Here is a 24,516-nt window from a genome sequence, read left to right on the forward strand (position 1 = left end):
GCTGCGTTCGCGTCGAGCCCGATGCGCTCGTGCAGCAATCCACGTCCACGGCATCCGGCCTCGAATCTAGGATGGTCGCATGAGTGCCGAGGCCCCCGTCAGACTGCCCGCGATCGCGTTCCTGGGGGCCGGCTCGATGGCCCGCGCCATCCTCACCGGCCTGTTGCAGCCGGGCATCGAGGTCGACGGCGGCATTCGTTCGACGAACCGCAGCGCCGAGAAGGCGGCCGAGCTCGCCGCACTTCCCGGAGTCGTCGCGTACGCCACCGAGACGGATGCCTCGGCCAACCGCACGGCCGTCGCCGGCGCGAAGCTCGTGGTCGTCGCCGTGAAGCCGGCGATGGTGCCCGCGCTCCTCGAGGAGATCGCCGAAGCGCTCGAGCCCGGTGCGATCGTCGTGAGTGTCGCCGCCGGGGTCACCGTCGCGACCTTCGAGTCGCTGCTGCCCGAGTCGGTCGCGGTGATCCGTTCGATGCCGAACACGCCGGCCGTCGTCGGCCGCGCCGTCACGGGCGTCTCGGCCGGCACCCGGTCGAGCGACGACGACCTCGCGCTCGCCGTGGCCCTGTTCGAGACCGTCGGCGAAGTGCTCGTCGTGCCCGAGGGGCAGATCGACGCCCTCTCGACGATCTCGGGCTCGGGCCCGGCCTACGTCTTCTACCTGATCGAGCAGCTCACGGCCGCGGCGGTCGACAAGGGCTTCACACCCGAGCAGGCGGCCGTCATGGTCGAGGGCACGTTCCGCGGGGCGAGCGAACTGCTCGCCGCGTCCGATGACGGCCCTGCCGCGCTGCGACGCCGTGTCACGAGCCCGAAGGGCACCACCGAGCGCGCCGTCGCCGTGCTCGAGGAGGCCGGGTTCAAGCGCACGTTCGACCGCGCGACCGATGCGGCGCTCGCTCGCGCGCGCGAGCTCGCCGCCGGCGGCGCCTGAGCGCCGGGTTCCAGCGGCGGGCTGAACGCACCTCGGGGTGTTGCCGGCGTCGTGCCTGCGCCCCGCGGGGGCGCGGCGCCGCGAGGTGCGACGCCGCGACGCGCCGGCGCTACAGCGCCCTGGGGACCTCGCGAGATCGTGCCTTGACCAGCGACTTCGCGACGCGCACACTGGCGACGATCACCAGCATGGCGCCGACCGCGATGATGCCCATCGTGAGTCCGGCGACCAGTGCGTCGGGGTGCTCGCGCGTGAGTGTCGGCTGGGCGGCGAGTTCACTCTCGAAACCGGCGGCGAATCCGATCATGAACAGCCAGGTCGCGACGACCATCGTCGCGAGGAACGTAGGGATCCTCTTCATGTCGCCTCCTTTGGCGTGACCTGCCAGTATAGCCCACGTGCAAGGAAATGCCTGAACCGGGCCGGTTTCGAAACGCGGTCGTGGGCCGATGGTCGGCGAAGTGACTTCCTCTGAGGGGTGGGCTATGGTCATCGGAAGCCCGCCAGCTGATGAAGGGAAGCGAGCCCAGCATGTCCGAGAAGAACGCCCGCGGAAGCACCGCGAAGAAGCAAGCCCAGCTCTCGTTGAAAGAGAAGCGAGCGCTGAAGCGCGAGAAGGCCGAAGACGGCATCGTCAAGCCGCGCAAGCGCTGACGCCGAGGCGGCCGGGCGCGAAGCGCAGCCGAGCTCCCGGCCGCTGCCTCGACCTCGAGCTCAGACCCGGATGGGGTGGCGCGTGCAGCCGCCGACTCGCGTTTCGACCTCAGGCTCGCTCGAGCAGCACCATGACCTCGAAGTGCGTCGTCTGCGGGAACATGTCGAACACCCGGCCCCGCACCGGTCGGAGCGACGGCATCGCCTCGAGGTCGCGCGCGAGCGAGGCCGCGTTGCAGCTCGAGTAGAGCACGTGACGAACAGCGGATGCCTCGAGCCATCCGCTCAGTTCACGGCCGATGCCTCGTCGGGGCGGGTTCACGATCACGAGATCGGGGGCCGTCTCTGCCCCCAGGGCGAAGGCGGTGGCATCGCCGGACTCGAACCGCACGCGTGAGAGTGCGGCATCCGTTCGGCTGAGTTCTGCGCTGGCCACGGCCTCGACGCTCGTCTCGATTCCGGTGACGGATGCCGCGGCATCCGCGATGTGCAGGGCGAAGCCGCCGACGCCCGAGTAGAGGTCCCATGCCGAATCGGGTGCGAGTGCGCGCACCCAGTCGCGCGCCTCGACGTAGAGCGCCTCGGCGATCTCGGTGTTCGTCTGGAAGAAGCTCTGCGGGCGCAGGTGCATCGTGACGTCGCCGAGTCGCATCGGCAGCGTCTCCGCCTCGGTGAAGACGATCTCGTGCTCGCCCTCGAGCACCGCCTTGTGCTCGGGCAGCACGTTCGCGGTGACGACGCGCGCGTTCGGCAGCTCGGCGAGGAGCCACGGCAGGTGCTTGCGGATGCGACCGACGGGCTCGGTCGAGCGCACGACGAAGCGGATCATGAGCTCGCCGTCGGGCGACTCGGTGAGGATCAGGTGCTTGAGCTCGCCCGTGCGGCTCGGCACGTCGTAGGGCGTGAGCCCGGCACGCGTGATGAACGCGGAGATCACCGGGAACGCCGCCCGGTGGCCGGGGGAGCAGATGCCGCACGCTTCGAGGTCGATGCCGTGGCCGTCGGCGTCGAGGATGCCGATGGTGGGCGCCGCCGCCGTGCCGCCGATCACCATCTTCGCCTTGTTGCGGTAGCCGTCTTCGCGGCTGCCGATCGGCGCCATCCAGTCGAGGCCGTCGTGGGCCTGCAGGAGGTCTTCGGCATGCCGTTGCTTGTCGGCGAGCTGCCGCTCGTATGCCTGCCCCATGAGCGAGCACGAGGTGCAGCGCCCGGCGTCGAAGTAGGAGCAGTCCACGGTTCCAGCGTAGGCGCGGATGCAGGTCGAGCCTGCCTGGGCTGTGGGTTGAGCCTGCCGAAACCGCCTGGGGATACGTTGTTCACGTGACTGCCGCCGCCGACCGCCCCAGCACTCCCGGAGATCTCGTGCGCGTGCGCGCGATGAAATGGCCCGAGCAGCCGCACTGGGAGTTCGACGGGCGCTGGCTCGGCTCCGACGAGCACGGCGACTGGGTCGGATTTCCGGCGGGCACCCGGTTCGCTCGGCCGGGGCACGCGTTCACCGCGACGTGGGACTCGGTCTCGCTCTTCCCGCGCGCAGGCTGGGCAGCGGGCTTCAACGCGGGCCATCCGCGGGGGCTCGGCATCTACGTCGACGTCGCGACGGTTCCCCAGTGGCGAGCGGATGCCTCGGGCTCGACGCACTCGTCGGTCTGGACCGTCTCGTACGTCGATCTCGACCTCGACGTCGTCGAGCGCGCGGGGGCGCCGGCGTTCATCGATGATGAAGACGAGTTCGCCGAGCATGCAGTGGAGTTCGGGTATCCGCCCGGGGTCGTGGTGCGCGCGCGTGCCGATGCCGATGCCGTGCTGGCCGCAGTGCGGCGGCGCGAGGCACCGTTCGACGGAGCGACGGCTGCGGGGTGGCTTGACCGACTGGCGTGACTTCGCCGGATTCGCTGGGTTTCCGTCGGGTGCGTACACATTCGTGCCGTCCCGGACATGTCTCTGGTGAAGGCCCGACCAGAGATGGAGCCGTATGAGCATCGATGAACGACTGACGAGAAGTGATCCGGCGAATCTCGTGACATCGCGGTCGCTCGACGAATCGGCCACGGCCCTCGCTCTGCAGATCTCGGCGTCGAGGCCTCGGCACAGACGATGGTTCGCGCCCCTCGCGGTCGCGGGCGTGCTCGGTTGCCTCGGACTGGCCGGCGGCGTCGCCGCGGTGGCCGCACCCGACCTCATGCCGTGGGCGGCCCCTGAGTATCACGGCGACCTGAGCTACGAGCGTGTCATCCCGATCGAGACGGGAGAGTTGAGGTGCACCATCGACATCGGCGCCGAACCCGACCCGGCAAGCGCCGGGGCAGACATCGAGCAGCGATTCAGCGAGGCGCAGAAGTTCCTCGCCGCAGTGGACATCGACGAGCTCGACCGCGGCACGGAACAGAGCGAGAGCGCGTGGGCGCGAGCTCGTCACAATGAATCGATCGAGGCCGACCCTGACGAGCGATACATCAATTCCACGTTCGTCGGTCAGATCGAGGAGGAATTCGAAGCCCGCGGATTCCTCGGCGCGGGCATCTCCTTGCAAGCGCGGTACGGCTGCGAGGAGCAGCAGTGAAGGCGCGACGACGTGACGAGAGGGACCGCCGTCTGACCCGCCTCCACGAATCGCTCGCTCCCGAGCTCTTGCGCTATTTCGTCCGGCGAACCACCGAGCCCGCCGACGCCGCAGACCTCCTCGCCGAGGCGTTTCTCGTCGCGTGGCGGCGAATCAGGGACCTCCCGGTCGACGACCATGAGGCGAAGCTCTGGATGTATGGCGTCGCCGGCCGAGTGCACGGCAACTGGATTCGTGGTCGCCGCCGAGCCGAGCGCCTCGCAGCCCCGCTCCGCGCGCAGTTGATGCTCTCCGCGGTGCCACCCGCCGATGACGAGGCGCTCGACGTGCGGGCCGCCGTCGCAGTCCTTCCGAACGACCAACGCGAACTGATCATGCTCGTCTACTGGGACGGCATGCCGGTGCCCGACGCGGCGACGGCACTCGGCATCCCCATCACCACGGCCCGAGGGCGGATGCACCGAGCGAAGCGCGCCCTGCGAGGTGTGTTGTCCGATGAACCGAACAGCACCGCAGAACACGATCGCCTCGGTTCGTTCGATGCCGCCGGCGCATGAGCCACCGAGTGAGGGCCACCGCAGCCGGAATCAGTGGTGCCCTGCGGCACCCTCGTCGCTCGTCGGGGGCGCATCCCAAGAAAGCCACTTCGCCTCGATCGCACGGGGAAGGTCGATGCCCTGGCTGCGCGCCAGCAGGAGGAGATGGGCGAGCACGTCGGCGCACTCGTTCGCGAACGCCTCGCGCTTGTCGTCGTCGCTCAGTCCGCGGTCGCGCCCCATGCCGTTCAGATCGACGAACACCTGGGTGAGTTCACCGACCTCCTCCTGCAGTTTGAGCATGAACCATTCGTCGGTGCGGTTCAGGTCGAACTTCGCCGCGTAGGCGCGCGATACCGACTCGACGGCGTCTTCAATGGCATGAAGGTCCATGAGGGAGAGGGTAACCGTTCTGCCTCGATTTCCTCGAATCTCTCTCCAATTGTGGGCGAACATTCGGCGTGATTCTCTCGAACATACCTTCCATTCTCGGCCCGTTTCGCGGTAAAATAAGGCATGCCCGATGCGACCGCCGCACTCACCGAGTTGCGGTCGGCATGCGCCGAGGTCGATCACGACTGGGCGGACTCATTGCCGGGCGAATCGATCGAAGCGGAGCACGACGTTCGCGCCATGAGCGGCGATGGTCTGGTGCGGGTGACGGAGTCGCTGGCCGAGCTCGAGCGTCGCGTGCAGGCGTTGCAGACCAAGTGCGCCGCTGAGCTCGCGCGTCGCGCTCGCATGGGCGGCGATGACGATGTCGCGCGCCGCCACGGCTACGCCTCGCCCGCGCGTCTGATCGCGTCGGTCACCGGCGGCAGGTTCAGCGACGCCGCCAAGCTCGTTGCGGTGGGGGAGGCGACTGCCGTGCGGGCCTCGTTCACCGGCGAGGTGCTGCCGGCGCGGCATCCGCATCTGGCTGCCGGTCTGGAGTCCGGCTCGCTGTGCGTCGACGCTGCTGAGACGATCCGCCGGTTCCTCGACGGCATCGCCTTCCGGGCCGACCGAACCGAACTCGGTGAGGCTGAACGGTTTCTCGTCGAGCGGGCGCCGCTGGTCGGCGTCGACGGGCTCACCCGGCTGGTCAAGCAGTTGCAGGCGCGACTCGACCCCGACGGGGTGAAGCCGCGCGAAGACGAACTGCGTTCGCAGCGGGGCCTGCGCATCTGGGAGGATCGCGCCGGCATGATCCAGCTGCAGGGCGCGTTCGACCCGGCGAACGGCGCCCCGATCAAGCTCGCTGTCGAGGCGCTCGTCAGTGCGGAGCTGCACCGGGCACGCGATGCGAAGCGCGGCTTCGGTGCATCGGCCGACGATGAGCACGCCCGCACTGACGCCGAGCATGATGCGAGCGGCGAGCCCGATGCGATCTTCGGCGAGCAGCGCACGATCGCGCAGATGAACGCCGACGCCCTCGCCGACATCGCGCGGCTCTCACTCGGGGCGAAGCAGGCGCCGGCCGCGCTGAGGCAGGCCACCGTGGTCGCGCGCATCGACGCCGAGTCGCTCGTCGGCGGTCAGGGTCATGCCACGATCGACGGCATCGATCAGCCGATCTCGGTCGCGACCGTGCGTGAGCTGGCGATGTCTGCCGGCATCAGCCCGCTCCTGCTCGATCACCGCTCCGAGCCGCTCGAGCTCGGCCGCGCGGCCCGACTCTTCACCGCGGCGCAGAAGCTGGCTCTGGTCGAACGTGACGGCGGTTGCGCCTGGCCGGCCTGCAATCGCCCGCCATCGCATACGCAGGCGCACCACATCAGATGGTGGAAGCGTCATCGTGGCCGCACCGACATCGGCAACGGCATCATGTTGTGCTCGCACCATCATCACCGCGTCCATGACGACGGGTGGGTCATCACCGTGCGCGACGCGCAGACGTGGTTCACGCCTCCGGTGCACCTCGACCCGCAGCAGCGGCCGCGCCCCGGTAATCGGAGGCTGTGGTCGGCGCGGACAGCTACCTCGGCGGTCGCGGCGGTCGCTCAAGAGGCGGCCGCCTGAATATTCGGGCCGCGTGCCGAGAGTGCGCTCCGCGCGCTCAACGCGCTCGGGGCGCTCAGCGCACGACCTTCTCATGACGAGTGAGACGCTTGTGTGCGCTCAGACCGCGTTGCCGACCGAGCCGTCCGAGTCGTCCGAGACCAAGGTCTCGATGCGCTCCTTCGTCGCTACTCGACCGGCGGCGAGGCTGCCCCCGGCTCGAAGCGGTACCCCATGCCGGGCTCGGTGAGGAAGAACCGCGGTTCCGACGGCGTCGGCTCGAGCTTGCGCCGCAGCTGGGCGACGTAGAGCCGCAGGTAGCCGGCGTCGTTCGCGTGGAACGGCCCCCACACCTCGCTCAGCAGCATCTGCCGGGTGAGGAGCTTGCCCGGGTTCTTGAGGAACAGCTCGAGCAGGCGCCACTCGGTCGGCGTCAGTCGCACGGATGTCGCGTGCCCCGAGGCATCCGTCGACCTGATGGTCTTCGCCGCGAGGTCGACCGTGAGGGCGCCGATCGCATGCGCCGCGGCATCCGCTTCGCCAGTGGTCGACCGGGCCCGCGCACGGATGCGGGCGAGGAGTTCGTCCATCGCGAAGGGCTTCGTCACGTAGTCGTCGGCACCGGCGTCGAGGGCGTCGACCTTCTCGGCGGAGTCGGTGCGACCCGAGAGCACGAGGATCGGCACCTTCGACCACGCGCGCACGGCCCGGATGACATCGATGCCGTCGACGCGAGGCATGCCGAGGTCGAGCAGGATGAGGTCGGGGTGCGCATTCGCGGCCAGGTCGATCGCCTCGGCACCGTCGCGGGCGGCGACGACCTCGTAGCCGCGCGCGGCGAGCGTGATGCGCAGCGCCCGCTGCAGCTGGTCGTCATCGTCGGCGAGGAGGATCCTCATCGTGTCTCCTCGGTGGTGGTCATCGGCGTGGCCGTCGGCGGGGTCGGCGGCGTGCTCGGGGCGGAGGGCAGGGTGACGACCATGGTCAGGCCGCCGCCGGGGGTGTCCTCGACCTCCAGTGTGCCGTCCATTCCCTCGACGAAGCCCTTCGACAGGGCGAGTCCGAGTCCGAGGCCGGTGTCGTTGTCGGTGTCGCCGAGGCGCTGGAACGGCGTGAACACCTCGTCGCGGCGCTCGACGGGGATGCCGGGGCCGCGGTCGACGACGCGCAGTTCGGTGCGGCCCTGGAACGAGCTCGCGGCGAGACGCACGCGTTCGCCGTCGGGACTGTGGCGCACCGCGTTCGCGAGCAGGTTCACGACCACCCGCTGCAGGAGCACCCCGTCGGCGAGCACGGGCGCGAGCTCATCGGCGAGATCGAGCTCGATGTCGCCCGGCCCGAGCGCGAGCTCGTCGAGGGCGGGCAGCACGACGTCGACGACCTCGGTGGGCGCGAGCATGACGGCGAGCGCCCCGGCCTGCACCCGGCTCACGTCGAGCAGGTTGGTGACGAGTTCGGCGAGGGCGTCGAGGCTCTCGGAGGCGGTCGCGAGGAGCTCCTCGCGTTCGGCGGCGGGCAGCTCGACCTCGCGGGAGCGCAGGGCGCTGATCGCCGCCGACGCCGAGGTGAGCGGGCGTCGCAGGTCGTGCCCGACCGCGGCGAGCAGGGCCGAACGCACGCGGTCGGTCTCGACGAGGGCGTCGGCCGCCGAGGCGGCGGTCGCGAGCGCGCCGTGCTCGATCGCGGCATCCATCTGGGTCGCGATGACGTGCAGCAGACGGCGCTCGGATGCCTCGAGGTCCTGCCCGTGCAGTTCGAGCACGCCGCGGCTGCCGATGGGGACCTCGGTGACCCGGTCGTCGCGGCTCGGCTCGCCGTCGGCCACCCGCGTCTCGCCGTCGACGAGGAGGCGCACGCCCGTGAGGCCGAACGCCTCGCGGGTGCGGGTGACCATCGCCTGCAGGGCGTCCTCACCGCGGAGCACGCTGCCGGCGAGCGTCGCAAGCAGTTGCGACTCGGCGGCCGCCCGCCGTGCGATGCGCGTGCGGCGTGCGGCCTGGTCGACGACGTAGCTCACGAGCAGCGCGTTGGCGACATAGAACACGAGGGCGAGCAGTTGCCGTGGGTCGCTGATCGTCAGCGTGTACGTCGGCTGGACGAAGAGGAAGTTGAGGGTGAGGCCCGAGAGCACGGCCGCGAAGAGTCCCGGCCAGATGCCGCCGATGAGGGCGACGACGATGACGAGCAACTGGTACGCGAGCACGTCGCTCGTGATCGACGTCTCGGTGTGGAACGTCACGAGCAGCCAGCTGAGCAGCGGCCCGGCGATGAGGGCCACGGCGAAGCCGACGAGCATGCGCCCGCGGCTGAGCGCGCCGCCGAGCTTCGGGAGCGAGAACCCCGAGCCGGCCGCCGCGTGCGTGACGATGTGCACGTCGATGTCGCCCGACTCGCGGATGACCGTCGCCCCGATGCCCGGTCCCGTGAACGCCGCCGCGAGTCGCGACCGGCGGCTGACGCCGATCACGAGCTGCGTGGCGTTCGCCGCTCTCGCGAAGTCGACGAGCGCGCGTGGCACGTCTTCGCCGACGACCTGGTGGAAGGTGCCGCCGAGCTGTTCGACGAGGGTGCGCTGGCCATCGAGGGCGCCCGGATGCCGCGCCCGCATGCCGTCGGGATTCGTGACGTGCACCGCGATGAGTTCGCCGCCCGACGATCGTGAGGCGATGCGGGCACCGCGGCGCAGGAGCGTCTCGCCCTCGGGGCCGCCGGTGAGGGCGACGACGACGCGTTCGCGCGCCTCCCACTTGCGATCGATGCCGTGCTCGACGCGGTAGGCCTTGAGCGCCGAGTCGACCTCGTCGGCGAGCCAGAGCAGCGCGAGTTCGCGGAGCGCCGTGAGGTTGCCGAGACGGAAGTAGTTCGAGAGCGCCGCGTCGATGCGCTCGGCCGGGTAGACGAGGCCGCCCGCGAGCCGGTCGCGCAAAGCCTGCGGGGCGAGGTCGACGACCTCGATCTGGTCGGCCGCCCGCAGCACGGCATCGGGGATGGTCTCGCGCTGGGCGACCCCCGTGATCTGCTGCACGACGTCGCCGAGCGACTCGATGTGCTGGGTGTTGACCGTCGAGATCACGTCGATGCCGGCGTCGAGCAGCTCGTCGACGTCCTGCCAGCGCTTGGCGTGCCGCGACCCCGGCGCATTGGTGTGGGCGAGTTCGTCGACGAGGGCGACCTCGGGGCGGCGCGCGAGCACCGCGTCGAGGTCCATCTCGTCGAGACCCATGCCGCGGTGCTCGACGGTGGTGCGGGGCACCACCTCGAGCCCGCTGACCATCGACGCGGTGGCCTTGCGGCCGTGCGTCTCGACGAAGGCGACGACGACGTCGTGGCCCTCGCCCCGGAGCCGCCGGCCCTCTTCGAGCATGGAGTAGGTCTTGCCGACGCCGGGGGCGGCGCCGAGCAGCACGCGAAGCCGCCCCCGTTTCATGAATCTGCCCCTCAGCCCAGCTCGGAGAGGGCGAGGTTCAGCTGCAGCACGTTGACGGTCGGCTCGCCCAGGTACCCGAGATCCCGTGCCTGAATCCTAGACTCCACGAGTTCGCGCACCTCGGATTCGGGGAGGCCGCGCTCGTCGGCGACCCGCGCCACCTGCAGCAGGGCGTACTCCGGGCTGATGTGCGGGTCGAGACCCGACGCCGATGCGGTGACCGCGTCGGCCGGGACATCCGCTTCGGAGACGCCGTTGAACTCGGCGACCTGCGCCTTCCGCTCTTCGATCGCGGCGATGAGGTCGGCGTTCTCGGGACCCTGGTTGCTGCCGCTCGACGCGCCGCCGCCGTACCCGTCGCCGGCCGCCGACGGGCGGGGCTGGAACCACTCGGGAAGCGGCTCGCCTGAAGCATCCGTGAACGACTGGCCGATGAGGGCGGAGCCCACGACCTCGTCGCCCGAGCGGACGACCGACCCGTTCGCCTGGGCGGGAAGGACGACCTGCCCGATGCCCGTGACGACGAGCGTGTAGGCCACGCCGAGCACGGCGGTGAAGATGAGCATCGCGCGAACCGCCACCCAGTGGGTGCGGACCGCAGTGCGAGTGGAGCTCATGGTGTGTTTCCTTTCGCTCCCGGGCCTAGAACCCGGGGATGAGGCTGACGACGAGGTCGATCAGCTTGATGCCGATGAAGGGGGCGATGATGCCGCCGAGGCCGTAGATCAGCAGGTTGCGGCTGAGGATCGCGGACGCGCCACCGGCCTGGTACTTCACGCCGCGGAGCGCGAGCGGGATCAGGATCACGATGATGATCGCGTTGAAGATGATCGCCGACAGGATCGCCGAGGCGGGGGAGCTCAGCTGCATGATGTTCAGCACCGCGAGCCCCGGGAAGACGCCCGCGAACATCGCCGGGATGATCGCGAAGTACTTCGCGACGTCGTTGGCGATCGAGAACGTGGTCAGCGCGCCGCGCGTGATGAGCAGCTGCTTGCCGATGCGCACGATCTCGATGAGCTTCGTCGGGTCGCTGTCGAGGTCGACCATGTTGCCGGCCTCCTTCGCGGCCGACGTGCCCGTGTTCATCGCGACGCCGACGTCCGCCTGCGCGAGCGCCGGGGCGTCGTTCGTGCCGTCGCCGGTCATGGCGACGAGGTTGCCGCCCGCCTGCTCGCGCTTGATGAGGGCCATCTTGTCTTCGGGGGTGGCCTCGGCGAGGTAGTCGTCGACGCCCGCCTCGGCCGCGATCGCCTTCGCGGTGAGCGGGTTGTCGCCCGTGATCATGACCGTGCGGATGCCCATGGCGCGGAGCTCGGCGAAGCGCTCGGTGAGGCCGTCCTTCACGACGTCCTTCAGGTGCACGACGCCGAGCAGGCGTGCCTCGCCGTTCAGGTCCTTCGCGGCGACGACGAGCGGGGTGCCGCCGCTGTTCGAGATCGTCTCGACGCGCTGCTCGAGCTCGTCGAGCGTCGACGAGGCGATGCGACCGGATGCCTCGACCCACGCGATGACCGCCGACCCGGCACCCTTGCGGATGCTCGAGCCGTCGGGCAGGTCGAGTCCCGACATGCGGGTCTGCGCCGTGAACGGCACGACCTCGCCGGCCACCCCGCTCCCTGAGCCTGTCGAAGGGTCGAAGCGGATGCCGCGTTCCGCCGCCAGGTCGACGATCGACGATCCCTCGGGGGTGGGGTCGGCGAGTGACGAGAGGGCCGCGGCCCGCTCGAGCTCCGAGATCGCCACGCCCGGCATCGGCACGAACTCGCTCGCACGGCGGTTGCCGTACGTGATGGTGCCGGTCTTGTCGAGGAGCAGCGTCGTGACATCGCCCGCCGCCTCGACCGCACGGCCCGACATCGCGAGCACGTTGCGCTGCACGAGCCGGTCCATGCCGGCGATGCCGATGGCCGAGAGCAGGGCGCCGATCGTCGTCGGGATGAGGCAGACGAGGAGCGCGATGAGCACCGGGATCGAGACCGGCGACGCCGCGTAGGAGGCGATCGGGTTCAGCGTGAGGGTGACGACCACGAAGATGATCGAGAGGCTCGCGAGCAGGATGTTGAGCGCGATCTCGTTCGGCGTCTTCTGGCGCGAGGCCCCCTCGACGAGCGCGATCATGCGGTCGACGAAGGTCTCGCCGGGCTTCGAGGTGATGCGCACCACGATGCGGTCGGAGAGCACGCGGGTGCCGCCGGTGACCGCCGAGCGGTCGCCGCCGGACTCACGTACGACCGGGGCGGACTCGCCCGTGATCGCCGACTCGTCGACCGAGGCGATGCCGTGGATGATGTCGCCGTCGCCCGGGATCGACTCGCCCGCCGTCACGACGACGACGTCGCCGAGCCGGAGGTCGCCCGAGGGCACCTCGGCGATCGCGGTGCGCTCGGCCGCGGCATCCGCGACCTCGTCGTACGCCGTGACGCGGCGGGCGATCGTCGACGTTCGGGTCTGCCGCAGGGTGTCGGCCTGCGCCTTGCCGCGGCCCTCGGCCACCGACTCCGCGAGGTTCGCGAAGAGCACGGTGAGCCAGAGCCAGACGGCGATCGCCCAGGTGAAGGAGAGCGGGACGGCCGTGCCGCCCGACGACTCGGGGCCGCCGAGGAACGGCTCGGCGATCGCGAGCACGGTCGTGAGCGCGGCGCCGACCTCGACGAGGAACATGACGGGGTTGTGCCACATCTGTCTCGGGTCGAGCTTGCGGAACGCGCCGGGCAGGGCCGCGACGATCTGAGCCGGCCCGAATGCGCCGGCGGGGCGTTTCGACGGGGAGCCCATCTGACGGGGGGTGTGCTCCGCAGGCTCGGGCCCTTCGACAGGCTCAGGGAGCGACGTGATGGTGGTGGACATGGATCAGTTCAGCCCTTCAGCCAGGGGACCCAGCGTGAGAACGGGGAAGTAGGTGAGCGCGGTCACGATGACCGTGACGCCCACGAGGAGGCCGACGAACTGCGGCCGGTGGGTGGGCAGGGTGCCTGCGGTCGCGGGCACCTTGTCCTGTGCGGCGAGGCTGCCGGCGAGGGCGAGCACGAGCACGATCGGGATGAACCGGCCGAGCAGCATCGCGACGCCGAGCGCCGTGTTGAACCACGGGGTGTTCGCGGTGAGCCCCGCGAACGCCGAGCCGTTGTTGTTCGACGCGCTCGTGAACGCGTAGAGCACCTCGCTCATGCCGTGGATGCCTGGGTTCCAGATCGAGACCGACTCGACGTCCTCGCGGATGCCGGGGATCGCGAAGCTGAGGGCGGTGCCCACGAGCACGAGCGTCGGCGTGACGAGGATGTAGAGGCTCGCGAGCTTGATCTCGCGCGGGCCGATCTTCTTGCCGAGGTACTCGGGTGTGCGGCCGACGAGGAGGCCGGCGATGAACACCGCGATGATCGCGAGCACGAGCATGCCGTAGAGGCCGGAGCCGACGCCGCCGGGGGCGACCTCGCCGAGCATCATGTTCAGCATCGGCATCATGCCGCCGAGGGCGGTGAACGAGTCGTGCATCGAGTTCACGGCGCCGGTCGAGGTGAGCGTCGACGTGGTGCCGAAGAGCGTCGAACCGAAGATGCCGAAGCGCGCCTCCTTGCCCTCGAGCGCGCCGCCGGCGAGCTCGGGAGCGGTGCCGTTGCCGCCCGACTCGAGCGCGCTGAGCGCGAAGAGCGAGATCAGGTAGAGCGTCGCCATGACCGCGAGGATCGCGTACCCCTGCTTGTTGGAGCCGACCATCCTGCCGAAGGTGCGCGGCAGGGCGAAGGGGATCGCGAGCATGAGCACGTTCTGGAAGAGGCTCGTCCAGGCGGTCGGGTTCTCGAACGGGTGGGCCGAGTTCGCGTTGAAGAACCCGCCGCCGTTCGTGCCGAGCAGCTTGATGACCTCCTGCGAGGCGACCGGGCCGCCGGGCAGGTTCTGGGTGTTGCCCGCGAGGGTCGTCACCTCGGTGAAGCCGTTGAAGTTCTGCACGACGCCGCCGATGAGCAGCACGATCGCGCCGATGACCGAGAGCGGCAGCAGCAGGCGGAACGCGCCGCGGAACAGGTCGACCCAGAAGTTGCCGATCGTGCCCGAGTTGCGGCGAGCGAAGCCGCGCACGAGTGCCACGGCGACGGCGATGCCGACGGCGGCCGAGACGAAGTTCTGCACCGCGAGGCCCGCGAGCTGCACGGTGTAGCCCATCGTGAGCTCGGGGGAGTACGACTGCCAGTTCGTGTTCGCGACGAAGGACGCCGCGGTGTTGAACGACAGGCCCTCGGGCACGGCCGGGAGGCCGAGCGAGTAGGGCAGCACCGCCTGGGCGCGCTGCAGCACGTAGACGAACAGCAGCCCGACGACCGAGAACGCGAGCACGCCGCGCAGGTAGGCAGGCCACGACTGCTCCGAGCGCGGGTCGACGCCGATGAGGCGGTAGAGGCCGCGCTCGAACTTCCAGTCGCGATCGCTCGTGTAGAGGCGCGCCATGTAGTCGCCGAGCGGGCGGTAGAGGAGGGCGAGGATCAGGGCGAGGGTGGCCGCCTGCATGACGGCGAACAGCGCATCCATCAGAACCGCTCAGGTTTGACGAGGGCGTACACGAGGTACACCACAGCGGCGACACCCAACGCGGCAGCGAGGAGTTCGAAGAAGATCACAGCTTCTCGACCCCCCTGGCGATGAGGCCGACGAGTACGAACACGGCGATGATGCCGAGAATGTAGACGACGTCGAGCACGAAGACTCCAGTTTCGGGAGATCCGCGGGCCGCGGTCGCGGCGTGCGGGCAGGTTTCGACAAGCTCAACCGGCAGATCCGATGCAACACCCGAGCGGATGCCTCGCCGCCGATCCTCACGGACCCCTAACGCGTCCTCGGGCGATCCGAATGCGCCGCTCACGATGACGACGGCACTCCGCAAGGATCCCGTCAGCGAACCCGACCCGTCCCGTTCGGGATCCGTTGATGCGCGCGTTCATCGGGCATTCGGCGCTTACACCTGAACCATGACGACGGTTCTCGCGTATTCGACCAGCACTCCTCTGCTCACGACGACAGGCCGGCCCGCCGGGCTGGAGCACTGGCCCCGGCACACCTCCGCGACCGTCGACGACATCGTCGTCTCAGGGGTCTCGATGCTGCGCCTCGTCGAGCTGTGCGGCACGCCGTGCGTACACACGGCGACGGCCGAGGCGACGGGGGAGAGCGGGCCGGAGCGGTCGATCGACATCTCGGTCGTCGTCGTGCGGGTCACGAACGTGCGCGGGCGGGGCGCGGAGCGGGTCGTCGAGGTCGACGGGCGCCTCGACGGTTGCGACGCCTGCTGGGTCGAGCTCCGGATGATCGGCCGCACCAGCACGGCTCCTGCCATTGCCGTGGGCCTGTCGACGCCGTCGGAACCAGGCACCGGCAACCAGGTGTCGCTCCCGGAGGACATCGCCGCCGGCGACCTCATCGCGGCGCCGTGCGGCCACGTCAGCGCATTGCGAGACATCCGCAGAGGCTGACGCTCGGCACACGACGGGCGGATGCCGACGCCTCGGCGTGCGGCATCCGCCCGTTCACGGTGGGGTCAGCGACCGCAGTGCCCCAGGGGGAACTCGTCGCGATCGTGGTCGATCCGGTCGTCGGACAGCCGCGAGCGATGGCGGCTCGACGGTCGGATGTCACGGAGCGACGTGGCCCCGCGACATGGCACGGCGATGAGGTCGCCGGGATGCAGGTCGATCGGCAGGGCCGCCACCGGCACCTCGGCGGCGGTCGTGACCGACGGCCGGAGCTGGACGGGCAACGTTGCCTCGATGCTCGGGCGGCCGATGATGCGGGCCTCCGAGAGCACGGGCGAGCAGCGGTCGAGATCCGCATCGACCCAGGCGCCGAGCGAGTCGTCGGGAAGCGTCTCGACCGCGAGCACCCGCGTGACGACGACCGAGGCGAACTGCGAGGGAGACGGCGCGCCCCCCGTGCCGGGCACGACGGCGGCGGCATTTCGCACGCACGGGGTGCCGTGGCTCGCGGCGACGCCGAGGAGCGAGATCGTGCTGATGCGCACGTCTCCCGCCTCCATCACCGTGGCTTCGGGCCAGGCATCGCGTGACCACGGGCCGGTGTAGCGGTGGCGCAGCCACGTGACGGTGTGCAGGATACTCATCGATGGAACCTCCTCAGGGTGGTTCCTCCGGTCTACGCCCGGCCGATGGTGCGCCGCAGGGGCACTCACGGGACCCGAACGGCCCCGACCTGTTCACCGACGGGTTCCTCACGCGTGCGGTCTCGCCGCCCGCGGGGCGATAGCTTTGGTTGCATGAACGCGGCGGACACCATCTCGGTCATCACCGAGGTGATCGGATGGTTCGCGCTCGCCGCGGGGCTCACCTGCCTGCTGCTCGCGCTGCTGATCCGAGTGGCCGATGGTCGCTGGCTGCGCACCGAGGCGGTCGTCATCGACGGCGACGGCGACGGGGGCAGCATCGTGCGGTGGTTCACCGACGACGGCTTCCAGTCGCGCGTGCTCAGCGCCGACGAGCGCGCGCACGTCACCAACCCCGACGAGGAGCCAGCGTTCTACAAGGAGCGCGAGCCGTACCGCCTGCGGCTCCACGAGCCGCCGACGGGTCGACGCGTCATTCGCATCCTCGGCTTCGTGTTCATCGGCATCGCCGCGGCATCCGCCGTCATCGGCGTCGTGCTGATGTTCGTGGGCTGAGCTTCGTCGCCTGCCGACCGCTACTCGAGCGCGGCGAACCGCTCGATGTCGCCCTCGGTGCCCGAGACGATGATGAGGTCGTGGTTGGAGACCACGGTCTGCTCGGTCGCGTAGGTGAACGGCTTGCCGGGGCTCTTGACGCCGACGACCGTGACGCGGTACTTCGACCGCACGCCCGACTCGGTGAGGTTCTTGCCGCGGATCGGCTTCGGCGGGTACATCTTCACAAGGGCGAAGTCGTCGTCGAACTCGATGAAGTCGAGCATGCGGCCGCTCACGAGGTGCGCGGTGCGCTCGCCCGCTTCGCGCTCGGGGTAGATGACGTGGTTCGCGCCGATGCGCTGCAGGATCTTGCCGTGCGAGGCCGAGATCGCCTTCGCCCAGATCTGCGGGATCTTCAGGTCGACGAGGTTCGCCGTGATGAGCACGGATGCCTCGATCGACGAGCCCACCGCGCACACCGCGATCGAGAAGTCCTGCGCGCCGATCTGCTTCAGTGCGTCGATCGACTTCGCGTCGGCGACGACGGCGTGGGTGACCCGCTCCGACCACTTCTGAACGAGGCCCTCGTTCTCGTCGACGGCGAGCACCTCGCGGCCGAGCCGGTCGAGCTGACCCGCGGTGGCGGCTCCGAAGCGGCCGAGGCCGATCACGAGCACCGGGGCGTCGTGCCTGATTCGATCAACCAACGATGGGCCTCTCTTCCGGACGTTTGAACAACTGCCGGCGCTGGCTCGCCGCCAGGGCCGCGGCGAGTGTCACTGTACCAACCCGCCCCATGAACATCGTGAGGGCCATGACGTAGACGCCCTCGGGCGGCAGCTCGGCCGTGAGTCCCGTCGAGAGGCCGCACGTGGCGAATGCGGAGATCACGTCGAAGAGCACGTAGTCGAACGGCTGCTTCGTGATCTGCAGGATGGCGATCGACGAGACGGCGACGATCGTGGCACCCCAGAGCACGACGCTGACCGAGAGGCGCAGCATGTCGCGGGGGATGCGCCGACCGAACGCCTCCATCGAGGGCGCTCCTCGTGCCTCGGCGAAGGCGGCGAGGAAGAGCACGGCGAGGGTCGTGACCTTGATGCCACCGGCGGTCGATGCCGAACCGCCGCCGATGAACATGAGCATGTCGGAGACGAGCAGGCTCGACCCGTTGAGGTCGTGCATGTTGATCGTCGAGAATCCGCCCGACCTCGTCATCATCGACATGAAGAACGACTGGAAGACGGTCGGGCCGGCGTCGAGCTGGCCGTACGTCTTCGGGTTGCCGTACTCGAGCAGCAGGAACATCGCGGCACCTGCGACGAAGAGGATCGTGGTCGTCGTGAGCGTGAGCTTCACGTGCACGCTCCAGCGGCGCGGCTGCCGCCATGCCCGTGCCAGCGCGAAGATCACGGGGAAGCCGAGGCTGCCGAGGAACACGCCGAGCATGAGGAGCGACTGGAACCAGTAGTCGCCGACGAGCGGTTCGAGTCCGCCCGGGTTCGGGCTGAACCCCGTGTTGGTGAAGGCCATCGCCGAGTAGTAGAAGCTGTACCAGAACGAGTGCCATGCGTCGTAGCCCGCGGCGAGCATGCTCGGGATCATGCCGATCGCGATCGTCACCTCGATGACGAGGGCGCTGATCGCGACGGTCGCGAGCAGCCCGCCGACCTCGCCGAGCCGAACCGCCTGGCGTTCGGAGACCGGGCCGACGTGGATGCGCGACGGGTTCGAGTCGCTCGCGGCGATGAGCTTGGCCCGCAGGCCGAGTCGCCGGGAGATCACGAGGCCGAGGATCGACGCGAGCGTCAGCACGCCGACGCCGCCGATGTTCACGCCGATGAAGACGAGCACGTTGCCGAACGGCGACCAGTGCGTCGCCATGTCGACCGTCGCGAGGCCGGTGACGCAGATGACCGAGACCGCGGTGAACACCGCGTCGTGGAGCGGCGTCATCTGCCGATCGGCGCTCGCGATCGGCAGCGAGAACAGCACGGTGAAGAGCACGATGAGGGCCGCGAAGATGAGGATCGCGAATCGCGACGGCGAGTGCTTCATGAGCCCGTCGACGGCGTCGCGGAGCCTGCCGAGCCACGACCGGCGGTCGACTCGGCCGAGTCGACCCATCGGCTGTGCGCGCATCGAGCCCCCTCCGCCGTCACCGAACGCGTGAGTCATGGTACTCCCCACGCGGAGTGACTAACCTTGGGGCATGGCGGACATCTTCGACGTGGTGGCGGACTCGACGCGGCGCGACATCCTCGCCGTACTCCTCGAGCGCGAGGCGGACGTGCCGTCGTCGGGCGGCGAGATCAGCGTCTCCGAGATCGTGAGTGCGCTCGGCGCGAGTCAGCCGACGGTCTCCAAGCACTTGAAGGTGCTTCGCGAGTCGGGCCTCGTCGCCGTACGCGAAGAGGGGCAGCACCGCTACTACAAGCTCGACCGCACGCCGCTCGAGACGCTCGAGGACTGGCTCATCCCGTTCGTCTCGACGGATGCCGCAGCCGACGCCGCCACGCTCGCGAGCGCCGGCGCGACCGCTCGCGAAGAGCTCGCCCTGAACGAGGAGCAGTTCGCCTTCGCCGCGGCCATCGGCAAGGCTTTCGCCGAGACCGCGCACCAGGTCACCGCCGTCGTCGCCCCGAAGAAGCGACGGTAGCGAGCCCGCCTCACCCCACGAGGGCGAGCACGAACGCGAGGCTCGACGCGGTCGACGCGATCGTGCGCACGTGGTTCCACGCGAGCCAGCCCGGGCGGAACGCCTGCCAGGCGGCGGCGAGCGCCGGGGCATCCGCTTCGGCGGCAGCTGCCAGGCGGTTGTTGAGCGGCACGTTGGCGGTGCCCGTCACGCCGACCACGCCGATCAGGTAGAGCGCCGCGCCGCCGAGCGACCACCACGTCGCACCCTCGGGTTCGCCGAGGAACGCGAACACGGCGAGCACCGCCACGACGAGGGCCGTGCCGAAGATCGCGAGCATGAGCGGCGCGCGCACCGCGGTCACGTTGATCTCGCGCATCGCCCTCGCCGCCTCGGCGGCCGGCAGTCGGCCGATGCCCTGCATGACGAAGCCCGAGAAGGCGAAGAAGACTCCGGCGACGATGCCCGTGCCGAGGATCGCGACGACGAGCAGCACTTCCACGAATGCGGTCATGGGCTCAGTCTGCCGTGCGGGTTTCGACGAGCTCAACCAGCAGACGAGCTCAACCAGCAGGCGGGCTCAACCAGCAGAGGAATTCACTGCAGCGGCTTGATCATCTCGAGTTCGAGGCCGCCCGGCGCGAGCTCGTACTCACGGCTCCGACCGGTGCGCGTGAAGCCGAGCTTCTCGTAGAAGCGGATCGCCCGCGGGTTGTCCTCGTGCACCTCGAGCCGCAGCGTTCCGCCGAACTCGCGCGCCCACTGCTCGACCGCATCGAGCAGCAGACGCGAGACACCGGCCTCGTCGCCGCGGTGCTCGGGTGCCACGTAGACGCCGACGAGCATCGGGCCCGACGTGGCATCCGGAATGTAGCCGCCCATGTGCCCGATCCAGCGCTCGCCGTCGATCGCCACGATCGAGGTCTGGCGGGGTGTCGTGCCGCGCGCAGCGCGTGCCCGCCAGGTCGCCTCATCGGCGTCGAGTGCCGTGGCGAGGGTCTCGCCGTAGGCCAGCGGGGTGTCGCGCAGCATCTCGAGACGCAGCGCGCGCACGGCCTGCCAGTCGGCTTCCTCGGTGGTTCGGATCACGAGATCTGGGCGGGGCATCCCTCGACGCTAACCCATCGGGCGAAGGCTGCCGTTCGGATCCGGTAGACTACCCCGAGGCTTTCTAGCCTCCGGCCGCGGCACGCGCGTCCGACTCGATCTTTTCTGTGAGGTTCTGATGGGTTCCGTCATCAAGAAGCGCCGCAAGCGTATGGCGAAGAAGAAGCACCGCAAGCTGCTTCGCAAGACGCGCCACCAGCGTCGCAACAAGAAGTAGTCCTTCGAGACGACGGCTGAGCGTCAGGCCCTGCGGCCTGGCGCTTTTCGCTGTACCCGGACGTAGGCTGAAACAGTGACCCGACGCGACATCCGACTCACCCTCATCGGCAAGCCCGGCTGCCATCTCTGCGACGACGCACGAGAGGTCGTGCAGGCAGTGATGGCCGAGATCGAGGCGACGGATGCCCCGCCGCACATCGCGCTCGACGAGCGCTCGATCCTCGACGACGACGAACTGCGCGCCCGCTACGCCGAGGAGATCCCCGTCGTGCTCATCGACGACGTCGTGCACAACTACTGGCGCATCGACCCGGTTCGGCTGAAGACGGCGCTGCTCGCCGGCTGAGTCCCGATCGACGATCGTGTCGCGTTGTCACTCGCCCCGCGCTGTGCCACGGTTGACAGGTAGCCGTCGGGGGTCGACGGCTTCTGAGCGGGAAGGGTGTGTGCCGGGGCATCCCGCCCTCGTCATCGCCCTCCCAGACCTGGGAGACCGACTGTGAGCACCAAGCCCGACGTCCAGCGTTCGACACTGCCGATTCCGGACCTCGCCTACACGGGCACGGTGACCTACGACGCGACCGACCCCGATACGCACTACCCGCCGATCGAGCGGCTGCTGCCCCCCGAGGGTGCGCCCAATGTGCTCGTGGTGCTCATCGACGACACCGGCTTCGGCGCCTCGAGCGCCTTCGGCGGCCCCGTGCACACGCCGAACTTCGAGCGGGTCGCCGCGCAGGGCCTGAAGTACACGCGCTTCCACACGACGGCGCTCTGCTCGCCGACGCGCGCCGCGCTGCTCTCCGGCCGCAACCACCACACCGTCGGCATGGGCGGCATCACCGAGATCGCCACGAGCGCGCCCGGCTACAGCTCGCTGCGCCCGAACAACTGCGCGCCCCTGGCCGAGACCCTGAAGCTCAACGGCTACAGCACCGCCCAGTTCGGCAAGTGCCACGAGGTGCCCGTCTGGCAGTCGAGCCCGGTCGGCCCGTTCGACCAGTGGCCGAGCCCCGGCGGCGGCTTCGAGTACTTCTACGGCTTCATCGGGGGCGAGACCAACCAGTGGTACCCCGCGATCTACGAGGGCACGACGCCCGTCGAGCCCTGGGGCACGCCCGAAGAGGGCTACCACTTCATGGCCGACATGACGCAGAAGGCCATCGACTGGACGAAGCAGCAGAAGGCGCTCGCCCCCGACAAGCCCTTCTTCACCTACTTCGCGCCGGGCGCGACGCACGCCCCGCACCACGTGCCCGCCGAGTGGGCCGACAAGTACGCCGGCAAGTTCGACCAGGGCTGGGACGCGCTGCGGGAGGAGACCTTCGCGCGGCAGAAGGCGCTCGGCGTCATCCCCGAGAACGCGGTGCTCACCGAGCGCAGCCCCGGCATCCCCGCGTGGGACGAGATGAACCCCGAGCTGCACCCCGTGCTCGCCCGCGAGATGGAGGTCTACGCCGGGTACCTCGAGTACGCCGACCACTACGTCGGCGAGCTGCTCGACGCCCTCGAAGAGCTCGACGTGCTCGACGACACGCTCGTCTACGTGATCATCGGCGACAACGGGGCATCCGCCGAGGGCACCATGAAGGGCACGACCAACGAGGCGTTCACGATCAACCACATGAACGAACTCGAAGACGACGCCTACCTCATCGAGCACCAGGACGACCTCGGCACGCCCCGCTCGTACAACCACTACGCGATCGGCTGGGCGCACGCGATGGACACGCCCTACCAGTGGACCAAGCAGGTGGCGAGCCACTGGGGCGGCACCCGCAACGGCACGATCGTCTCGTGGCCGAACGGCATCGCCGCGCGCGGCGAGATCCGCGACCAGTTCGCGCACGTCATCGACGTCGCGCCGACCGTGCTCGAAGCGGCCGGCATCCCCGAGCCGGCGACCGTGCACGGCGTCACGCAGCGGCCCTACGAGGGCACGCCGATGAACTCCTCGTTCGCGTCGGCCGACGCCGACGAGGTGCACACGACCCAGTACTTCGAGATGCTCGGCAACCGGGCGATCTTCCACAAGGGGTGGACGGCCGTCGCCAAGCACAAGGACCCGTGGCTCGCGTCGAGCCACGGCCTCGACGACGACGTGTGGGAGCTCTACAACGTCGAGGAGGACTGGACCCAGTCCAACGACCTCGCGGCGAAGGAGCCCGCGAAGCTCGCGGAGCTGCAGCGACTCTTCCTGATCCAGGCCGCGCGCTTCAACGTGCTGCCCATGGACATCCGCTCGGCCGAGCGGTTCAACGAGGAGATCGCCGGGCGGCCTGCCCTCGTGAAGGGCACCTCGCAGACCCTGTACTCGGGCATGAAGCGCCTCAGCGAGAACTCGGTCGTCAACATCAAGAACAAGTCGTTCACCGTGACCGCGAAGGTGACGATCCCCGAGTCGGGCGGCACCGGCGTGATCATCGCGCAGGGCGGCTCCTACGGCGGGTGGAGCATGTACCTGCACGAGGGAACGCTGCGCTTCGCGTACAACGTCATGGGCATCGAGACCGACTACGCGACCTCCGAGACGGTGCTCGAGCCGGGTGTCCACGAGCTCCGCGTGCACTTCGCGTACGACGGCGGGGGCCTCGGCAAGGGCGGAGCGGTGACGCTCTCCGACGGCGAGACGCAGCTCGGCGAGGGCCGGGTCTCTCGCACGCTGCCGTTCTTCTTCTCGATGGACGAGACCGTCGACGTCGGCGCGGATGTCGCGTCGCCGGTGTCGGCCGACTACGAGGCGACCGGCAACGCGTTCTCGGGCAAGATCTCGTGGGTGCGCATCGATGTCGGCGACGACAACCACGACCACCTCATCGACCCCGCCCACCAGATGCAGATTGCGATGACCCGACAGTGAGCGCGACGAACGACGCGGTATCGGCGCTGCCGTCGTGGACCGACGGGGCGACCCGTGACGCGATCCTCGACTTCGTGGCCACCGTCACCGAGGGGCCGGAGGCCGTGCCGATCGAGGAACGCGTCGCGGTCTTCGACAACGACGGCACGCTCTGGACCGAGAAGCCCATGCCGACGCAGCTGCACTTCATCGTGCAGCAGTGGGCCGCGGCTGCCGCGGCCGACCCCTCGCTCGCCGAGCAGCAGCCCTACAAGGCGGCCGTCACCGGCGACTTCGAGTGGCTCGGGGGAGCGCTCGAGAAGCACTACGCAGGCGACGACTCCGAGCTGAAGGTCATGATCGGCGCGATGCTCGGGGCAGCCGCAGATCTGAGCGTCGAGGACTACGCCGCGATGGTCGCCGACTTCTACCGCGACGCCCGGCACCTGGTGTTGCACCGGCCGTACTCCCAGGTCGTCTACCAGCCCATGGTGGAGCTGCTGCGCCACCTCGAGGCCAACGGCTTCGCGAACTACATCGTCTCGGGCGGCGACCGCGACTTCATGCGGCCGATGACGGCCGAGTACTACGGCATCCCGCCGGAGCGCGTCATCGGGTCGGCGCTCGGTCTCGGGTACGACGAGGCGTCGAACCAGGTGCATTACCACGCGACGTTCGACTTCATGGATGACGGCCCGGTGAAGCCGGTGCGCATCTGGACGCGCGTCGGGCGGCGTCCGATCCTCGCCGCCGGGAACTCCAACGGCGACATCGAGATGCTCCGGTACGCCCAGGGCAGCCGGCAGCACCTCGCCCTGCTCGTGCACCACGACGACGACACCGGTCGGGGCGACACGCCCTACGACAAGGGGGCCGAGCAGGCGCTCGCCGCGGCATCCGAGCACGACTTCACGGTCGTGAGCGTCGCGCGCGACTGGGCGAGCGTCTTCCCCGACCCGGCAGCGTAGGCGAG

Annotated in this window: 28 protein-coding genes; 13 read left to right on the forward strand and 15 right to left on the reverse strand. The window is 69.6% G+C overall.

All coding sequences use genetic code 11. The annotated features are described in order from the left end of the window. Window positions 1-79: 79 nt before the first annotated feature. Window positions 80-934, forward strand: coding sequence for a pyrroline-5-carboxylate reductase (gene proC / locus BUR99_RS13115; protein WP_074260784.1), 855 nt, complete (start codon window positions 80-82; stop codon window positions 932-934). Between the two features lie 109 nt (window positions 935-1,043). Here proC and BUR99_RS13120 read toward each other — a convergent pair whose 3' ends face one another. Continuing rightward, window positions 1,044-1,295 carry a hypothetical protein gene (locus BUR99_RS13120; RefSeq protein WP_143231629.1) on the reverse strand — a complete coding sequence of 84 codons (252 nt, stop codon included), beginning with the start codon at window positions 1,293-1,295 and terminating at the stop codon, window positions 1,044-1,046. Window positions 1,296-1,465: 170 nt separating this feature from the next. Between BUR99_RS13120 and BUR99_RS20620 the strand changes: the two genes are divergently transcribed. Continuing rightward, window positions 1,466-1,588: a hypothetical protein gene (locus BUR99_RS20620; protein ID WP_268755770.1), complete on the forward strand. Its 123-nt coding sequence runs from the start codon at window positions 1,466-1,468 to the stop codon at window positions 1,586-1,588. Window positions 1,589-1,697: 109 nt separating this feature from the next. Here BUR99_RS20620 and rlmC read toward each other — a convergent pair whose 3' ends face one another. Continuing rightward, entirely contained in the window at window positions 1,698-2,822 is a 1,125-nt protein-coding gene (rlmC, locus tag BUR99_RS13125) for a 23S rRNA (uracil(747)-C(5))-methyltransferase RlmC (RefSeq protein WP_074260786.1), read from the reverse strand. Window positions 2,823-2,908: 86 nt separating this feature from the next. Here rlmC and BUR99_RS13130 point away from each other — a divergent pair, with 86 nt between their 5' ends. From BUR99_RS13130 to BUR99_RS13140, 3 genes are all read left to right on the forward strand, one after another. Next, the gene (locus BUR99_RS13130) at window positions 2,909-3,469 is read left to right on the forward strand and encodes a ribonuclease FAU-1 family protein (RefSeq protein WP_084183977.1); all 561 of its coding nucleotides are present in this window, start codon (window positions 2,909-2,911) and stop codon (window positions 3,467-3,469) included. A gap of 94 nt (window positions 3,470-3,563) precedes the next feature. Further along, window positions 3,564-4,151 (forward strand): hypothetical protein, encoded by a 588-nt coding sequence (locus tag BUR99_RS13135; protein WP_074260787.1) that lies wholly within the window; start codon window positions 3,564-3,566, stop codon window positions 4,149-4,151. After that, on the forward strand, window positions 4,148-4,708 hold the full coding sequence (locus BUR99_RS13140) for an RNA polymerase sigma factor (RefSeq protein WP_074260788.1): 561 nt from the start codon (window positions 4,148-4,150) through the stop codon (window positions 4,706-4,708). The genes BUR99_RS13135 and BUR99_RS13140 overlap by 4 nt, the downstream gene beginning before the upstream one ends. 30 nt (window positions 4,709-4,738) lie before the next feature. Here BUR99_RS13140 and BUR99_RS13145 read toward each other — a convergent pair whose 3' ends face one another. Beyond that, a complete protein-coding gene (locus BUR99_RS13145) occupies window positions 4,739-5,080 on the reverse strand; it encodes a pyrophosphohydrolase domain-containing protein (RefSeq protein WP_074260789.1) in 342 nt (113 codons plus the stop codon). A gap of 123 nt (window positions 5,081-5,203) precedes the next feature. Here BUR99_RS13145 and BUR99_RS13150 point away from each other — a divergent pair, with 123 nt between their 5' ends. After that, window positions 5,204-6,688, forward strand: a complete 1,485-nt coding sequence (locus BUR99_RS13150; RefSeq protein ID WP_074260790.1) for an HNH endonuclease signature motif containing protein — start codon at window positions 5,204-5,206, stop codon at window positions 6,686-6,688. A gap of 167 nt (window positions 6,689-6,855) precedes the next feature. Here the strand turns inward: BUR99_RS13150 and BUR99_RS13155 are convergent, their stop codons facing one another. From BUR99_RS13155 to BUR99_RS20050, 7 genes are read right to left on the reverse strand one after another with little or no spacing between them, the layout of a single operon-like run. Further along, window positions 6,856-7,566, reverse strand: a complete 711-nt coding sequence (locus tag BUR99_RS13155; protein ID WP_074260791.1) for a response regulator — start codon at window positions 7,564-7,566, stop codon at window positions 6,856-6,858. Next, complete coding sequence (locus tag BUR99_RS13160) at window positions 7,563-10,094, reverse strand: DUF4118 domain-containing protein (protein ID WP_074260792.1); 2,532 nt, start codon at window positions 10,092-10,094, stop codon at window positions 7,563-7,565. Before BUR99_RS13160 ends, BUR99_RS13155 begins: the two co-directional genes overlap by 4 nt. An 11-nt stretch (window positions 10,095-10,105) precedes the next feature. After that, window positions 10,106-10,711: a potassium-transporting ATPase subunit KdpC gene (gene kdpC, locus BUR99_RS13165; RefSeq protein WP_074260793.1), complete on the reverse strand. Its 606-nt coding sequence runs from the start codon at window positions 10,709-10,711 to the stop codon at window positions 10,106-10,108. Between the two features lie 25 nt (window positions 10,712-10,736). Next, window positions 10,737-12,944: a potassium-transporting ATPase subunit KdpB gene (gene kdpB / locus BUR99_RS13170; protein WP_084183979.1), complete on the reverse strand. Its 2,208-nt coding sequence runs from the start codon at window positions 12,942-12,944 to the stop codon at window positions 10,737-10,739. Window positions 12,945-12,947: 3 nt separating this feature from the next. Further along, complete coding sequence (kdpA, locus tag BUR99_RS13175) at window positions 12,948-14,621, reverse strand: potassium-transporting ATPase subunit KdpA (protein ID WP_074260795.1); 1,674 nt, start codon at window positions 14,619-14,621, stop codon at window positions 12,948-12,950. After that, window positions 14,621-14,710, reverse strand: a complete 90-nt coding sequence (locus tag BUR99_RS20680) for a potassium-transporting ATPase subunit F (protein WP_022891167.1) — start codon at window positions 14,708-14,710, stop codon at window positions 14,621-14,623. Before BUR99_RS20680 ends, kdpA begins: the two co-directional genes overlap by 1 nt. Continuing rightward, window positions 14,707-14,952 (reverse strand): hypothetical protein, encoded by a 246-nt coding sequence (locus BUR99_RS20050; RefSeq protein WP_143231630.1) that lies wholly within the window; start codon window positions 14,950-14,952, stop codon window positions 14,707-14,709. Before BUR99_RS20050 ends, BUR99_RS20680 begins: the two co-directional genes overlap by 4 nt. A gap of 106 nt (window positions 14,953-15,058) precedes the next feature. On the opposite strand from BUR99_RS20050, the gene BUR99_RS13185 reads away from it, so the two are divergent. Continuing rightward, entirely contained in the window at window positions 15,059-15,559 is a 501-nt protein-coding gene (locus tag BUR99_RS13185; protein WP_074260796.1) for a hypothetical protein, read from the forward strand. Window positions 15,560-15,624: 65 nt separating this feature from the next. Here BUR99_RS13185 and BUR99_RS13190 read toward each other — a convergent pair whose 3' ends face one another. Further along, a complete protein-coding gene (locus BUR99_RS13190) occupies window positions 15,625-16,203 on the reverse strand; it encodes a hypothetical protein (protein WP_074260797.1) in 579 nt (192 codons plus the stop codon). A 153-nt stretch (window positions 16,204-16,356) separates the two neighbouring features. Here BUR99_RS13190 and BUR99_RS13195 point away from each other — a divergent pair, with 153 nt between their 5' ends. After that, window positions 16,357-16,758: a hypothetical protein gene (locus tag BUR99_RS13195; RefSeq protein ID WP_074260798.1), complete on the forward strand. Its 402-nt coding sequence runs from the start codon at window positions 16,357-16,359 to the stop codon at window positions 16,756-16,758. Between the two features lie 20 nt (window positions 16,759-16,778). On the opposite strand, the gene BUR99_RS13200 is transcribed toward BUR99_RS13195, so the two are convergent. Together BUR99_RS13200 and BUR99_RS13205 are read right to left on the reverse strand one after the other, a co-directional pair. After that, window positions 16,779-17,447: a potassium channel family protein gene (locus tag BUR99_RS13200; RefSeq protein ID WP_074260799.1), complete on the reverse strand. Its 669-nt coding sequence runs from the start codon at window positions 17,445-17,447 to the stop codon at window positions 16,779-16,781. After that, window positions 17,440-18,882, reverse strand: coding sequence for a TrkH family potassium uptake protein (locus BUR99_RS13205; RefSeq protein WP_084183981.1), 1,443 nt, complete (start codon window positions 18,880-18,882; stop codon window positions 17,440-17,442). The genes BUR99_RS13200 and BUR99_RS13205 overlap by 8 nt, the downstream gene beginning before the upstream one ends. A 70-nt stretch (window positions 18,883-18,952) precedes the next feature. On the opposite strand from BUR99_RS13205, the gene BUR99_RS13210 reads away from it, so the two are divergent. Further along, window positions 18,953-19,399: an ArsR/SmtB family transcription factor gene (locus BUR99_RS13210; protein ID WP_074260801.1), complete on the forward strand. Its 447-nt coding sequence runs from the start codon at window positions 18,953-18,955 to the stop codon at window positions 19,397-19,399. 10 nt (window positions 19,400-19,409) lie between these two features. Here the strand turns inward: BUR99_RS13210 and BUR99_RS13215 are convergent, their stop codons facing one another. Beyond that, a complete protein-coding gene (locus tag BUR99_RS13215; RefSeq protein WP_074260802.1) occupies window positions 19,410-19,892 on the reverse strand; it encodes an anthrone oxygenase family protein in 483 nt (160 codons plus the stop codon). A gap of 83 nt (window positions 19,893-19,975) precedes the next feature. Continuing rightward, window positions 19,976-20,485 carry a GNAT family N-acetyltransferase gene (locus BUR99_RS13220; RefSeq protein WP_074260803.1) on the reverse strand — a complete coding sequence of 170 codons (510 nt, stop codon included), beginning with the start codon at window positions 20,483-20,485 and terminating at the stop codon, window positions 19,976-19,978. 118 nt (window positions 20,486-20,603) lie between these two features. Between BUR99_RS13220 and BUR99_RS13225 the strand changes: the two genes are divergently transcribed. The 4 genes from BUR99_RS13225 to BUR99_RS13240 all read left to right on the forward strand — a co-directional run bounded on the left by BUR99_RS13225 (window position 20,604) and on the right by BUR99_RS13240 (window position 24,511). After that, on the forward strand, window positions 20,604-20,702 hold the full coding sequence (locus BUR99_RS13225) for a 30S ribosomal protein bS22 (protein ID WP_003792170.1): 99 nt from the start codon (window positions 20,604-20,606) through the stop codon (window positions 20,700-20,702). A 75-nt stretch (window positions 20,703-20,777) separates the two neighbouring features. Next, window positions 20,778-21,050, forward strand: coding sequence for a glutaredoxin family protein (locus BUR99_RS13230; RefSeq protein ID WP_074260804.1), 273 nt, complete (start codon window positions 20,778-20,780; stop codon window positions 21,048-21,050). Window positions 21,051-21,203: 153 nt separating this feature from the next. Then, window positions 21,204-23,564 (forward strand): arylsulfatase, encoded by a 2,361-nt coding sequence (locus tag BUR99_RS13235; RefSeq protein ID WP_074260805.1) that lies wholly within the window; start codon window positions 21,204-21,206, stop codon window positions 23,562-23,564. Next, window positions 23,561-24,511, forward strand: coding sequence for an HAD family hydrolase (locus BUR99_RS13240; RefSeq protein WP_084183982.1), 951 nt, complete (start codon window positions 23,561-23,563; stop codon window positions 24,509-24,511). The genes BUR99_RS13235 and BUR99_RS13240 overlap by 4 nt, the downstream gene beginning before the upstream one ends. Window positions 24,512-24,516: the final 5 nt, after the last annotated feature.

Origin of the sequence: Agromyces cerinus subsp. cerinus (assembly GCF_900142065.1) — a bacterium.
GTDB classification, from domain to species: domain Bacteria; phylum Actinomycetota; class Actinomycetes; order Actinomycetales; family Microbacteriaceae; genus Agromyces; species Agromyces cerinus.